The organism is Pseudomonas orientalis, assembly GCF_001439815.1.
Taxonomy (GTDB): domain Bacteria; phylum Pseudomonadota; class Gammaproteobacteria; order Pseudomonadales; family Pseudomonadaceae; genus Aquipseudomonas; species Aquipseudomonas orientalis.
Genome location: NZ_JYLM01000003.1, coordinates 405,291 through 418,131, shown reverse-complemented (window position 1 = coordinate 418,131; position 12,841 = coordinate 405,291). Strand labels below are relative to the sequence as shown.

Genomic DNA, 12,841 nt, shown 5'->3' with positions numbered 1-12,841 from the left:
TAAGGAGCCCTATGCGCGCCATACCGCTCCTTACGCTTTTGCTCAGTAGTTGGTTTGCACTACCCGCCCATGCCGATGACGCCCAAGACTGGCTGACTCGACTTGGGCGTGCAGAGCAGCAGCAAAGCTTTCAAGGTACGTTCATCTATGAGCGTAACGGCAGTTTTTCCACCCACGACATCTGGCATCTCGTCCAGAACGGTCAGGTCCGGGAGCGGCTATTGCAGCTCGATGGTTCTGCCCAGGAAGTCGTACGGGTGGACGGCCATGCCCAGTGCGTCAGCGGCACACTTGTGGCCGGCCTGGGGAATTCTCGTGACGCTGCGTCACGTTCGCTGGACCCGCAAAAACTCAATCAATTCTATGAACTGGCCGTGATCGGCAAATCTCGCGTGGCCGGTCGTAATGCGGTGGTTGTGTCCATCACCCCGCGTGACCATTACCGCTATGGGTTTGAGCTGCACCTGGATCGTGCCACTGCATTACCCCTCAAGTCGTTGCTGCTCAGTGAGCAGGGGCAACTGTTGGAGCGCTTTCAGTTTGTTCGACTGAATACGTCCGCCGCCCCCACTGATCGTGATTTGCAGCCCGGCAGCGAATGCACGCCTGTTGCGCCTGCTCGAAGCAAGGCAGCGCAAACGCCCGCCTCCAACGCGTGGCACCTGGATTGGCTGCCACCTGGCTTTGTGCTGACTGGGAATACATCTCGCAAAGACCCCCAAACAAAGTCCACCATCGACAGCTTGATGTACGACGATGGGCTCGCACGCTTTTCGGTATTTCTGGAATCTACCGACGGTGCGAGCGTAACTGAGACCCGCACTCAGCTTGGGCCTACGGTTGCGGTGTCCCGCCATCTGAATACGGTGGACGGCGAGATAATGGTGACGGTTGTAGGGGAAATCCCGATTGGCACCGCCGAGCGCATCGCATTGTCGGTTCGCGGTGAAAAGACCGCAGCCAAACCGTGAGCTGTTAATCGAGTGTTCATCCTGAGCTTTCACTCTGCGCCCATGCCAGGTGCCTGCAGAGACGATGAAATGTCTGGATCAGCATTTTCACTTGCAAAAAATCTATATGTTTTTTATAGGTCAGGGCTTCTCGGCCCTGGCCTTGTTTGTTCGCGGTACAAAAAATGTCGGTCGCGGTTTTCGGCGTTTTTTGAACCCTGTCGCTCAACCCTGCTCGTCGTAACGGGAGCTGTATGTCGATACCACGTTTGAAGTCTTACCTATCCATAGTCGCCACGGTGCTGGTGCTGGGTCAGGCCGTGCCCGCGCAAGCGGTCGAGCTGCCTGACTTTACCCAACTGGTAGAGCAGGCCTCGCCTGCGGTGGTGAATATCAGTACCACGCAGAAACTGCCGGATCGCAAAGTATCGAACCAGCAGATGCCCGACCTGGAAGGCCTGCCGCCGATGCTGCGCGAATTCTTCGAGCGCGGCATGCCGCAACCACGCACCCCGCGCGGTGGTGGCGGTGGTCAGCGTGAAGCGCAGTCCCTGGGCTCGGGTTTCATCATTTCGCCTGACGGCTACATTCTGACCAACAACCACGTGATTGCCGATGCTGACGAGATCCTCGTGCGCCTGGCCGATCGCAGTGAGTTGAAAGCCAAGCTGGTCGGCACCGACCCGCGTTCCGACGTGGCCTTGCTGAAAATCGAAGGCAAGGACTTGCCGGTGCTTAAACTGGGCAAATCCCAGGACCTGAAAGCGGGCCAGTGGGTAGTGGCGATCGGTTCGCCGTTCGGTTTTGACCATACCGTCACCCAGGGCATCGTCAGTGCCATCGGCCGCAGCCTGCCAAACGAAAACTACGTGCCGTTCATCCAGACCGACGTGCCGATCAACCCGGGCAACTCCGGTGGTCCGCTGTTCAATCTGGCGGGCGAAGTGGTAGGGATCAACTCGCAGATCTACACCCGTTCCGGTGGTTTTATGGGGGTGTCCTTCGCGATACCGATTGATGTGGCCATGGACGTCTCCAATCAGCTGAAGGCCGGTGGCAAAGTGAGCCGCGGTTGGTTGGGCGTGGTGATCCAGGAAGTGAACAAGGACCTCGCAGAATCCTTCGGTCTCGACAAACCGGCGGGTGCGCTGGTCGCGCAAATCCAGGACGACGGCCCGGCTGCCAAAGGTGGCCTGCAGGTCGGCGACGTGATCCTGAGCATGAACGGCCAGCCGATCATCATGTCGGCCGACTTGCCGCATCTGGTAGGTGCGCTAAAAGCGGGCAGCAAAGCCAAGCTGGAAGTGATTCGCGATGGCAAGCGCCAGAATGTCGAACTCACCGTCGGCGCAATCCCGGAAGAGGGGGCGACCCTGGATGCCCTGGGTAACGCCAAGCCAGGCGCCGAGCGCAGCAGCAATCGCTTGGGCATTGCCGTGGTTGAGCTGACGCCTGAGCAGAAAAAGACCTTCGACCTCAAGAGCGGTGTCGTGATCAAGGAAGTCCAGGACGGCCCGGCCGCCTTGATCGGCCTGCAGCCGGGCGATGTGATCACTCACCTGAACAACCAGGCGATCGACACCACCAAGGAATTCGCCGACATCGCCAAGGCGTTGCCGAAGAATCGTTCGGTGTCGATGCGCGTGTTGCGTCAGGGGCGTGCCAGCTTCATCACCTTCAAGCTGGCCGAGTAACCTTCCAGCCCAATAAAAAGCCCCGCCATTGAATGATGGCGGGGCTTTTTTGTGGGCGATGGGTTTAGCTCATCATCCCTTTCACCAGGCGTTCCTGTTCGATCAGCTCACGCTGGCGTGCATCGATTCGCGACGATAACGGAAAGTTGTTGCCGGCGCGGCGCTTGGCAAAGTCCAGTTGCTGGATGGCTTGCTGGAAATCGCCCACCAAGGCGAAGTATTCAGCACGTGCCTGATGCAGGCCGATGATATTGCCCGACAAACCGCGCGTTTCGGCGACCTGGTACCACACGTCCGGATCATCCGGGCGCGACTTGAGCAAGCCATCCAGGGCTTTTTCCGCATCGGCGGTACGGTTCTGCTTGAGCAGCAAATCGACGCGTACCTGGTTCAGCGGATAGTTGCTGGGGTACTGGGTCAGCATGCGGTCGGTACGTTGTTGTGCGTCCGGCATGCGATTGCTGGTGATGTCCAGTTCGATCTGCGCCAGATTGTAGGTAATGTCGTTGGGCGCCTTGGCCAGCAGCGGCGCGAGGCTTTCCCGTGCTTCCTTGAGCTGGGTGCCCTTGATCTGGGCGATGGCCAGGCCATAACGCGCCACATCGTTTTTCGGGTTCTCGTCCAGCTGCGCCTGGAAGCGCTTGGCGGCGAGGCCCGGTGTGTCTTCATACTTCAATTGCACCCGCGCGCGAATCAGCTGATAGCGCAGGCTGTCTTCCTTGCCGCCAGGCTTGGCTTGTTCCGCGCGGTTGCGGGTGTCGGCGATCCGCGATTCGGTCACCGGGTGCGTCAGCAGGAATTCCGGTGGCTTGGCGTCGAAGCGGTACTGGCGCATCAGGCGCTCGAACATGGTGGGCATGGAGCGCGGGTCGTAGCCGGCTTTTTCCAGGTTGACGATGCCGATGCGGTCGGCTTCCTGTTCATTCTGCCGGGAGAATCGACGCTGCTCCTGAATCGCAGCGGCCTGGGAACCGGCAATCGCGGCAATACCCGCATCGCCGGCGCCGGCTGCGGCGGCAATGATACCGCCGAGCAAGGCAGCCATCATCGGAATCTGCATGCGCGATTGCGCTTCCACACCTCGGGCAAAGTGGCGTTGGGACAAGTGCGCCAATTCGTGGGCCAGCACCGATGCGTATTCACCTTCGGTCTGGGCATTGAGAAACAGGCCGCCATTGACCCCGACGATCCCGCCGGGCGCGGCGAAGGCGTTGAGCTGCGGGCTGTTGATCAGGATGAATTCCAGGCGTCGGTCGTTGACCTGACTGGTCTCCACCAGCTTGTACACGCTGGTTTCGACGTAATCCTTGAGCTGTGGATCATTGAGCTGCGAGACCTGGCCACGCAGATAGGCCAGCCATGCGCGGCCCAGTTGATATTCCTGTTGCGGCGAGACAATGGCAGAACTGGCGTCGCCAAGTGACGGCAGCTCATCAGCGAAGGCCGGGGAGGCCAGCAGGCAGGCCAGCGTCAGCAGGGTAGGGCGCAAAAAAGTCATGCACAAAGCCTTTCGACAAAGAGCTTACTGTAGCCGGACACTGAGCTTGGGACCAGATATTCTAAGCCCCTCAAATGTTTGCCTGGAGTAACACCATGACCGACGCTGCCTTTGACGCCGAACTTGATGCCAGCGGCCTCAACTGCCCGCTGCCCTTGCTCAAGGCCAAACTGGAACTCAACCAACTGGCCAGCGGTGCTGTGCTCAAGGTTACCGCCACTGACGCCGGTTCCCAGCGGGATTTCCGCACCTTTGCCAGGCTGGCGGGCCACACGCTGGTCCAGGAAGAAGAGGTTGCTGGTGTGTATCGTTACTGGTTGCGCAAAGCCTGATGGCCTTGTAAACGCAAAATCAGGCCTTGTTCAGCGCCTGCGCGGCCGCTAGAACCGCGTCCACATGTCCCGGCACCTTCACGCCGCGCCATTCCTGACGCAGCACACCTTCGCTGTCGATCAAAAAAGTGCTGCGATCCACGCCCAGGTATTCCTTGCCGTAGAGCTTCTTGAGTTTGATCACATCAAACAGCTGGCACACCGCCTCGTCCTTGTCGCTGATCAGCTCGAAGGGGAATTGCTGCTTGGCCTTGAAGTTCTCGTGAGACTTCATGCTGTCACGCGACACGCCAAACACCTCAGTGTTGGCGACCTTGAACGCTTCATGTTGATCCCGAAAACCTTGGCCCTGGGTGGTGCAGCCCGGCGTGCTGTCCTTGGGATAGAAATAGATCACCACCTGCTTGCCCTTGAGGGCCGCAAGGCTGAAAGTCTGGCCACTGGTGGCCTGGGCTTCGAAATCGGCTACGGGTGTGTCGATGGCTACCGGCATGGGTACGTCCTTACATGGGGTTCTGTGGGCGCCATGGCTCGATCAGCGCGTCAAGGTTCAGGGCGTCGGCGAAATCCAGGAACTGGTCGCGCAGCCAACTGATCTGCACGCCGGCCGGCAAGGTCACGGTGAAGGTAGCATTGAGCATGGTGCCGCCGGTTTGCGGCGCCTGGTAAGTGTCGCAGGTCAGGTTCTCCAGCTCGACGTTGTGGTCGATGAAGAACTGGCACAGCTCGTTGACGATGTCCGAGCGATAGGCGGAGCTGACATACGCCACATAAGGCAGGGCCTGTGGGCGATTTTCCAGGGCAGCGCTGCGCACGACGTTGACGGTGAAGTCGTGCTTCTTGGCCAGGCCCGGCAGGCCGGTCTCAAGGCGCGCCAGGGCGTCCCAACTGCCGGAAATCTGCAACACCAGCGCACTGCACTCGCCATGGCGGGTCAGGCGCGAGGTCACCACGGCGCAGCGGTTCTCATGGCTGGCGCGGCACAGGACGTTGGTCAGCTCCATGGGGTTGGCGCCGAGGGCACTGATAACAAGGAATTGTTCGCGAACTGTGGGGGTGGACATGCAGCCTTCCTAAAGCGATGAGCGGTCGATACTGTCAGAGCGGTATCGATCAAAGGATGAAGGGTAGCGAAAACCATCGCCAAGGGCTAGGAGGTGGCGTTTTCATTGCGTGAACGACCTGCTTCAAGCGCTGCTTTGGCCCAATGATGGCATTGCCCGTCGTTTAGTTGCGCCAGAACACGTCCTCGCACGGTACTTCGCTTGTACAAGCATCTTAGCGCCAGTACCATTACGGCTCTCTTTTTCCGGCAGGAGCGGTTGCATGATTGCGGGCAGTATGGTGGCACTGGTCACACCCATGGATGCACAAGGTCATCTCGACTGGGACAGCCTGGGCAAACTGGTGGACTTCCACCTGCAAGAAGGCACCAACGCCATCGTGGCGGTCGGCACTACCGGTGAGTCGGCCACCCTCGACGTGGAAGAACACATCCAGGTGATCGAGTTCGTGGTCAAGCGCGTTGCAGGCCGCATCGCCGTGATCGCCGGTACCGGCGCCAACTCGACGCGTGAAGCGATCGAATTGACCAGGAATGCCAAGAAGGCCGGCGCCGACGCCTGCCTGCTGGTAACGCCGTACTACAACAAGCCGACCCAGGAAGGCTTGTACCAGCATTTCAAAGCCATCGCCGAAGCCGTCCAGATCCCTCAGATCCTTTATAACGTGCCGGGTCGCACCGCGTGCGATATGAAGGCCGAGACGGTGATCCGCCTGTCCAGCGTGCCGAACATCATCGGCATCAAGGAAGCCACTGGCGACCTGCAGCGCGCCAAGGACATCCTGGCCGGGGTCAACAGCGACTTCCTGTTGTATTCCGGTGACGACGCCACCGCCGTGGAACTGATCCTGCTGGGCGGCAAAGGCAACATCAGCGTGACCGCCAATGTGGCCCCGCGTGCCATGAGCGACCTGTGCGCCGCCGCCATTGCCGGCGACGCCGTGACCGCCCGCGCGATCCACGAGAAGCTGATGCCGCTCAACAAGACACTGTTTATCGAATCCAACCCTATTCCCGTGAAATGGGCGCTGACTGAAATGGGCATGATGCCGGACGGTATCCGTCTGCCGCTCACCCGTCTCAGCGAAGCCTTTCACGAACCGCTGCGACAGGCCCTGCGCCAGTCCGGCGTCCTGGTTTAATTGAGGAAGCACTACGCATGAAGCGATTGGCCGGACTTTCCGCACTTGCCTTGATTATCTCCAGCACCAGTGGCTGCGGTTGGGTATGGGGCCCGGAAGGCTACTTCCGTGACCGCGGCAGCGATTACCTTGAAGCGCAAGCCACCAAACCGATGCAACTGCCGCCTGACGTCAGCGTCGCCAAGCGTCTCGACCCGCTGCTGCCGATTCCACGCAATGTCGCCGACGACACCGTCAAGGGTGAATACGTGGTGCCACGTCCGCAGCCGATCACGGCAGTGGCCGATGCCAGCGACTACAGCCTGCAAAAGAGTGGCGACAACCGCTGGATCGTGGCTCAGCGCCCACCCGCCGAAGTCTGGCCGGTGGCGGTGCAGTTTTTCCAGGACAATGGTTTCCGCATCGACGAGCAACGCCCACAGACGGGTGAGTTCACCACGGCGTGGCAGCAAGGCCGTGAGTTGTCCGCCAACATGGCCCAGCGCCTGCTGGCCGGCGGTGTAGCCGCCGACAGCGAAGCCCGTGTGCGTGTGCGCATCGAGCCAGGCGTACAGCGCAATACCAGTGAAGTCTATGTGGTCAGCGCCGAGCGTCCTGCCGGGAGCACGGCCAGCGTCGATTTCACGCCGCGCTCGGTCAATACCGGTGTCGACGCCGCGCTGGTCGATGAGATGCTGGCCAGCATGAGCCGTATCTCCGAGAAGGGCGGCTCGGTTTCCCTGCTCGCCGCACGTGATTACGACACCCCTAGCCGCGTCAGCCTCACCGAGGATGGCAGCGGCAACGTGGTGCTGAACCTGGGTGAAGACCTGGACCGTGCCTGGGCCAGCGTAGGTCGCGCCCTGGAGCAGGGACCTTGGCGCGTTGAGGACATCAACCGCAGCCTGGGCCTGTACTACATCAACGTGGCTGAAAAGGCCGAGAAAAAAGATGACGAGCCAGGTTTCTTCGGCAAATTGTTCGGCAGCCAGCCGACCAAGGAAGAAGTCGAGACCCGCGCCGAGCGTTACCAGGTTCGTTTGAGCAAGGTTGGCGAGAGCGTGCAAGTCACCGTCGAGAAGAACATCAACACCGTCGCGCCGGCTGAAACAGCACGCAAAGTGTTGGGCGTGATTCAGGACAACCTGGGCTGATCCGATGCGTTTTGCTGTTCTCGGTAGCGGTAGCCAAGGGAACGGCACGCTGGTCGCCCACGACGACACGTACGTACTGGTGGATTGTGGTTTCTCGCTAAGAGAAACCGAGCGGCGCCTGCTGCGCCTGGGGGTTCATCCCGCGCAGCTGAGCGCGATTCTGGTGACCCACGAACATGCCGACCACGTGCATGGCGTGGGTTTGCTGTCTCGGCGCTACAATCTTCCGGTGTACTTGAGTCGCGGCACGTTGCGCGGGATGCGCAAACCCATTGAACCCGCAGGTTTCCTGGCCGGTGGCGAGCAACTGCAGATTGGTGCCTTGAGCATCAGCGTTGTCGCGGTCGCTCACGACGCCCAGGAGCCGACGCAATATGTGTTCAGTGACGGCGAGCGGCGCTTCGGTGTACTCACCGACCTGGGTTCCTACTGCGCCAAGGTGCTGGACGGTTACCGCGATCTCGATGCCTTGATGATCGAGTCCAATCACTGCCGAGACCTGCTGGCGCGCGGTCATTACCCCTACTTTCTCAAACAGCGGGTGGGCGGCGAACTGGGACATTTGAACAACCACCAGGCGGCGTACCTGGTGTACGAGTTGGGCTGGCAAGACCTGCAACACCTGGTCCTGGCCCATCTCAGCAGCAAGAACAACCTGCCGACGCTTGCCCGGCAATGTTTTGTCGACACCCTTGGGTGCGACCCGGACTGGCTGCAACTGGCCGATCAAGATTCAGGGCTCGACTGGCGCCACATCGCCTAGCCCACCTCACTCAAAGCGGAGCCCATCATGGAAAAACGTGAAGAACTCTACCGCGGCAAAGCCAAGTCGGTGTACAAGACCGACGACGCCAACCGCTTGATCCTGCTGTTTCGCAACGACACCTCGGCGTTCGACGGCAAGCGCATCGAACAGTTGGACCGCAAGGGCATGGTGAACAACAAGTTCAACGCCTTCATCATGCAGAAACTCGAAGAAGCCGGCGTTCCGACCCAATTCGACAAACTGCTGGGCGATAACGAATGCCTGGTCAAGAAGCTCGACATGATCCCGGTCGAATGCGTCGTGCGTAACTACGCCGCCGGCAGCCTGGTCAAGCGCCTGGGCGTGGAAGAGGGCCTCAAACTCAACCCGTACACCTTCGAACTGTTCCTGAAGGACGACGCCAAGGGCGACCCGTTCATCAACGAATCCCACGTCGTGGCGTTCGGCTGGGGTACCGCTGAACAATTGGCGCGCATGAAAGAGTTGTCCCTCAAGGTCAACGACGTGCTGAGCAAGCTGTTCGACGATGCTGGCCTGTTGCTGGTGGACTTCAAGCTTGAGTTCGGCGTATTCCACGACGGCTCCATCGTCCTGGGCGACGAATTCAGCCCGGACGGCTGCCGCCTGTGGGACAAGGACACCAAGAAGAAGATGGACAAAGACCGCTTCCGCCAGGGCCTCGGTGACGTGATCGAAGCCTACGAAGAAGTCGCCCAGCGCCTTGGCGTACCGCTTTAATCGACGCAAGCATCTGATAGCACGGAAAAAAATCTCGACAGAGCTTTGCTTCCACGAAACAGGCTGTTATGATGCGCGCCGTTGGAGAGATGCCAGAGTGGCCGAATGGGACGGATTCGAAATCCGTTGTACCTTCACCGGTACCTAGGGTTCGAATCCCTATCTCTCCGCCATTACATAAAAAAGCCCCGTAGCTGAATAATCTACGGGGCTTTTTCGTTTGGGCGTCTTTTGTAAAGGACTATCAACCTACGGTTAGCTCAAGCGCTCAGTCGCTTTCCGATACGCCTGACCATGCTCTCGCTTATCCACGGCCACCACGACGACGGTAATCTCCTGATCGACCACTTGATAGACCAGTCTGTAACCGCTACTGCGTAATTTGATCCTGTAACAGTCAGGGAGTCCATGCAGGCGATTGGCTTCATTGCGGGGATTGTTCAGAGTCTCCGCCAGCTTCTTCTTGAATTGCTGACGGAGGGTGTCGCCGAGTTTTTGCCATTCCTTCAATGCGCGTGCATCAAAATCAAGGCTATAGGTCATCCAACGAAACCTTCACTCGCTGGGGAGATGCCAAGCGTTCACGTACGGTGGCCATCAAGGCTTCATCTTCCTCCGTCATCAGCACGGGCTTAAATGGCAGCTGACCACGCTCGGCTACGTACTGCAGCGCCTGACGCATCAGCTCGGAGGGCGTGACGCCGAGCTTCTCCAATTCGAGGTAGGCGCGAGCTTTCAGGTCGTCATCAATACGAACGTTGATAGATGCCATGGGAAAGGTCCTCGTGTAATGACGTTGGTCATTACATTGAGTCAGATGCGTCCCTTTGGCAAGTCTGTCTGGACATACGGCAATCGCTTTCATTCGTTGACCCTACTTTTTTCCCTTCGGTTTTGCTGACGGCTTTTTATCCGTTTCCTTAACCGTCTCTCTTGGCCTTTTCTTTGCCTCACCCTCTGTCACGTATTCCCCTGTGACCGCATCGCGATATCTCGTTGGCATATAAGCTCCCTGGCAAGTACGTCGTCACACCGGCGACTCTTTTGAGGCTAGCTCAGAGACCTGGATGCTCAAGTTTCACTGCGGGAATTCTCGTTACCAAGCCTTTCCGAAATAGCCGCTTACGTTGTGTGGGATCGGCAGTTTCCGAGCAGGGTTGCGTTGGCTGGGGCAGGGCGCTAACCTTCCGCCGTCGCCCTCATGGCGACCGGTTTTGACAGACCGAATAACGTGCGACTTTTACGCCTCCCCAAACTGGTTTCAGACGTTTGTCTGTGCTCACCTGTTATGGCGGCTGTGCGTGGGGCACCTTCGGGTGCGCCGGGTTTCCACGTTTCCGGTCTGTCAACCCGCGTACAGCTGCCACCCAATACTGTTTGACAGCAGTGAGTGGTAGCTCCCGTCATAACGTGGAGTTACATCATGAAAAAGATCACCGCTAATCCAGCTGAACCTCTCGATAACGAAGGGCATTCGCGCAAGATCTTTTGCGTAGCCGATGACGTCGGCACCGAAGAAGCCCTGACAAACACCGCCGAAATTCTTTCCTCCGCTCTCCAAACTGCCTACCAATGCGCCGAAGATCCGGACAGTACTCAGTCACCCGTGATCATGGGTCTGGCTCAACTCATCGAGAACGCCCAGTCGCTGGTCGACTCAGTCCTTGAGCGTGATTTCCCGACAGCGAAATAAACAACAGTTCCTGAAACAAAAAAAGCCTGCCGAGCTCAACGCCCAGCAGGCTTTTTAGTGTGTCCAGGCTCGTCAGGCCGGCTGCGCCACCAGGCGATTGCTGATGTTACGCCCCAGCACCAGCACCGTGACAAAACCTGCGCCCACCAGCGCCGTGGCCAGGCTCAACAACACCGAAGTGCCCAGGTGGTCGACGATCTGTCCACCAAAGAACGAGCCCAGCGCAATGATCACCTGGAACAACGCAACGAACAACGGCATGCCACGTTCCACATCCTTGGGCGCGACCACGAACATCCAGATACTGGCGCACGCCGGGAAGGCGCCGAAGGCAAAGCCCCATAGCGCGATCAGCATCGTGGCGCCGAGCATGCCGGTGGCGAAGTAGGGGAACAGGGCGGTGCTGGTGCCGATCATCAGCGCGACCAGCAGCAGGGTGTGGCGCACGCTGCGGTTGGCGGCGAAGCCGGCAAAAATGTTGCCTGCGACCCCGGCCACGCCAAACATCAGCAGCAGCGAACCGATCGTCGGCCCGTCGAAGCCGGCGCTGTTCTTGAAGAACGGCGCGACATAGGTGTAGGCGGCAAAGTGCGCGAGGCCGATCAACAACACGGCGATCAATCCGACCCGAGCGCGTGGGTTGATAAACAGCGCCGGCAGGTCACTGACCAGAATGGCCTTCTCCGGGTAGAGTCGAGGCAACAGGAAGACCTGCGCCAGCAGTACCGGTACACCCAGCAGCGCGGTAACCAGGAAGGTCATGCGCCAACCCATCAGGCCACTCAGCCAGGTGCCGACGGGCACGCCCAGTACGGTGGCGAGGGTGACGCCCATCATGATGATCGAGGTGGCTTTGGCGACGTCCACTCCCCTGGGCGCCAGGCGACCGCTGAGGGCGATGGCCGTCGCCCAGAAACCACCGATGCTGATGCCCAGCAGCACGCGGCCGAACAGCAGCAGGCTGAAGTCACTGGCCAGGGACACTACAAGGTTGGCGATGATCATGACCAATGTCAGGCCGATCAGCAGATAGCGGCGATCCATCTTTCCAATGATCACGGACAGCAGCGGCGCCGCGAGGGCGGCCATGATGCCCGGCAGGGTCACCATCAGGCCTGCGTGGCCGGCGCTGATGCCGAGGTCGCTGGCAACGTCGTTGAGCACGCCCACCGGCAGAAACTCGCTGGTCACCAGGGCAAAGGCACCCACAGCGACCGAAAGAATCGCCAGCCACTGCTGTTTGACACTTTGTTGATTATGTTCGGGAAGGCCGCGAGGGGCCTGGCTGGCATTTGGCATGGAGTTCAGTTCCGGGGTGAGCGTCGCCTGAAAACAGGCGAGGGGGAGGGAATTTGGAGCGATTATAGAAACCAGTGGTGGTAATTGAGCAGGCGCTCGGTTCGATAGTAATCATCAGTGCAATCGATGCGTCTGGATTCAGTCGTTACGACTATAGATTTCACGCATTTTTTACCGGCCGAATCAGGCTCTCGGCCGGAATTCCAAACATTTCATGCAGTTTCCAAATCATTGGCAAAGTGAGTGCGCGTTTTCCATTAAGCACCTCATAGACCCGGTTTTGACGGCCGATGGCGGGCACCAGATCTGCTGCCGAAAGACCAGACTGTTCCATTCTGAAACGAATGGCGTCGACTGGGGTGGGCAGGTCAATCGGGAAATGTTTGGCCTCATAGGCTTCAATCAGGGTGATCATCACGTCGAAGTAATCACCTTCTGGCGTACCGGGTTCCGGTTCGTCATCGAACAGTGGGGAGACTGACTTCAGTGCGTCTTTATAGTCTTGCTCGGTATGGATGGGGCGGATATTCATG

The 12,841-nt window shown here is 59.1% G+C and carries 15 protein-coding genes and 1 tRNA gene; 9 read left to right on the top strand and 7 right to left on the bottom strand.

Features of this window, described 5'->3' with window-relative positions; all coding sequences use genetic code 11:
• Nucleotides 1–11 precede the first annotated feature (11 nt).
• On the top strand, nt 12–971 hold the full coding sequence (locus TU82_RS10090) for a MucB/RseB C-terminal domain-containing protein (protein ID WP_057723058.1): 960 nt from the start codon (nt 12–14) through the stop codon (nt 969–971).
• Nucleotides 972–1,204: 233 nt separating this feature from the next.
• Complete coding sequence (locus TU82_RS10085) at nt 1,205–2,644, top strand: DegQ family serine endoprotease (RefSeq protein ID WP_057723057.1); 1,440 nt, start codon at nt 1,205–1,207, stop codon at nt 2,642–2,644.
• A gap of 64 nt (nt 2,645–2,708) precedes the next feature.
• Here the strand turns inward: TU82_RS10085 and TU82_RS10080 are convergent, their stop codons facing one another.
• Nucleotides 2,709–4,142, bottom strand: a complete 1,434-nt coding sequence (locus tag TU82_RS10080; protein ID WP_057723056.1) for a M48 family metalloprotease — start codon at nt 4,140–4,142, stop codon at nt 2,709–2,711.
• Between the two features lie 95 nt (nt 4,143–4,237).
• Here TU82_RS10080 and TU82_RS10075 point away from each other — a divergent pair, with 95 nt between their 5' ends.
• Nucleotides 4,238–4,474: a sulfurtransferase TusA family protein gene (locus TU82_RS10075; protein WP_057723055.1), complete on the top strand. Its 237-nt coding sequence runs from the start codon at nt 4,238–4,240 to the stop codon at nt 4,472–4,474.
• Between the two features lie 19 nt (nt 4,475–4,493).
• Here TU82_RS10075 and TU82_RS10070 read toward each other — a convergent pair whose 3' ends face one another.
• Both TU82_RS10070 and TU82_RS10065 read right to left on the bottom strand, forming a co-directional pair.
• Entirely contained in the window at nt 4,494–4,967 is a 474-nt protein-coding gene (locus tag TU82_RS10070) for a peroxiredoxin (protein WP_057723054.1), read from the bottom strand.
• Between the two features lie 10 nt (nt 4,968–4,977).
• Nucleotides 4,978–5,538, bottom strand: a complete 561-nt coding sequence (locus tag TU82_RS10065) for a glycine cleavage system transcriptional repressor (protein ID WP_003189463.1) — start codon at nt 5,536–5,538, stop codon at nt 4,978–4,980.
• A 262-nt stretch (nt 5,539–5,800) separates the two neighbouring features.
• Here TU82_RS10065 and dapA point away from each other — a divergent pair, with 262 nt between their 5' ends.
• From dapA to TU82_RS10040, 5 genes are all read left to right on the top strand, one after another.
• Nucleotides 5,801–6,679, top strand: a complete 879-nt coding sequence (dapA, locus tag TU82_RS10060; protein WP_057723053.1) for a 4-hydroxy-tetrahydrodipicolinate synthase — start codon at nt 5,801–5,803, stop codon at nt 6,677–6,679.
• Between the two features lie 17 nt (nt 6,680–6,696).
• The gene (gene bamC / locus TU82_RS10055) at nt 6,697–7,812 is read left to right on the top strand and encodes an NlpB/DapX family lipoprotein (protein ID WP_057723052.1); all 1,116 of its coding nucleotides are present in this window, start codon (nt 6,697–6,699) and stop codon (nt 7,810–7,812) included.
• Between the two features lie 4 nt (nt 7,813–7,816).
• Nucleotides 7,817–8,575, top strand: a complete 759-nt coding sequence (locus TU82_RS10050) for an MBL fold metallo-hydrolase (protein ID WP_057723051.1) — start codon at nt 7,817–7,819, stop codon at nt 8,573–8,575.
• Nucleotides 8,576–8,602: 27 nt separating this feature from the next.
• Nucleotides 8,603–9,316, top strand: coding sequence for a phosphoribosylaminoimidazolesuccinocarboxamide synthase (gene purC / locus TU82_RS10045; RefSeq protein WP_057723050.1), 714 nt, complete (start codon nt 8,603–8,605; stop codon nt 9,314–9,316).
• Nucleotides 9,317–9,399: 83 nt separating this feature from the next.
• Nucleotides 9,400–9,489, top strand: a tRNA-Ser gene (locus tag TU82_RS10040).
• A gap of 82 nt (nt 9,490–9,571) precedes the next feature.
• Here the strand turns inward: TU82_RS10040 and TU82_RS10035 are convergent.
• Together TU82_RS10035 and TU82_RS10030 are read right to left on the bottom strand one after the other, a co-directional pair.
• Nucleotides 9,572–9,859, bottom strand: a complete 288-nt coding sequence (locus tag TU82_RS10035; protein ID WP_057723049.1) for a type II toxin-antitoxin system RelE family toxin — start codon at nt 9,857–9,859, stop codon at nt 9,572–9,574.
• Nucleotides 9,849–10,088: a type II toxin-antitoxin system RelB/DinJ family antitoxin gene (locus tag TU82_RS10030; protein ID WP_057723048.1), complete on the bottom strand. Its 240-nt coding sequence runs from the start codon at nt 10,086–10,088 to the stop codon at nt 9,849–9,851. Before TU82_RS10030 ends, TU82_RS10035 begins: the two co-directional genes overlap by 11 nt.
• A gap of 651 nt (nt 10,089–10,739) precedes the next feature.
• Here TU82_RS10030 and TU82_RS10025 point away from each other — a divergent pair.
• On the top strand, nt 10,740–11,009 hold the full coding sequence (locus TU82_RS10025; RefSeq protein ID WP_057723047.1) for a DUF6124 family protein: 270 nt from the start codon (nt 10,740–10,742) through the stop codon (nt 11,007–11,009).
• A 72-nt stretch (nt 11,010–11,081) separates the two neighbouring features.
• On the opposite strand, the gene TU82_RS10020 is transcribed toward TU82_RS10025, so the two are convergent.
• Complete coding sequence (locus TU82_RS10020; RefSeq protein ID WP_057723046.1) at nt 11,082–12,308, bottom strand: MFS transporter; 1,227 nt, start codon at nt 12,306–12,308, stop codon at nt 11,082–11,084.
• A gap of 160 nt (nt 12,309–12,468) precedes the next feature.
• A complete protein-coding gene (locus TU82_RS10015; RefSeq protein WP_057723045.1) occupies nt 12,469–12,840 on the bottom strand; it encodes a helix-turn-helix domain-containing protein in 372 nt (123 codons plus the stop codon).
• Nucleotide 12,841 lies beyond the last annotated feature (1 nt).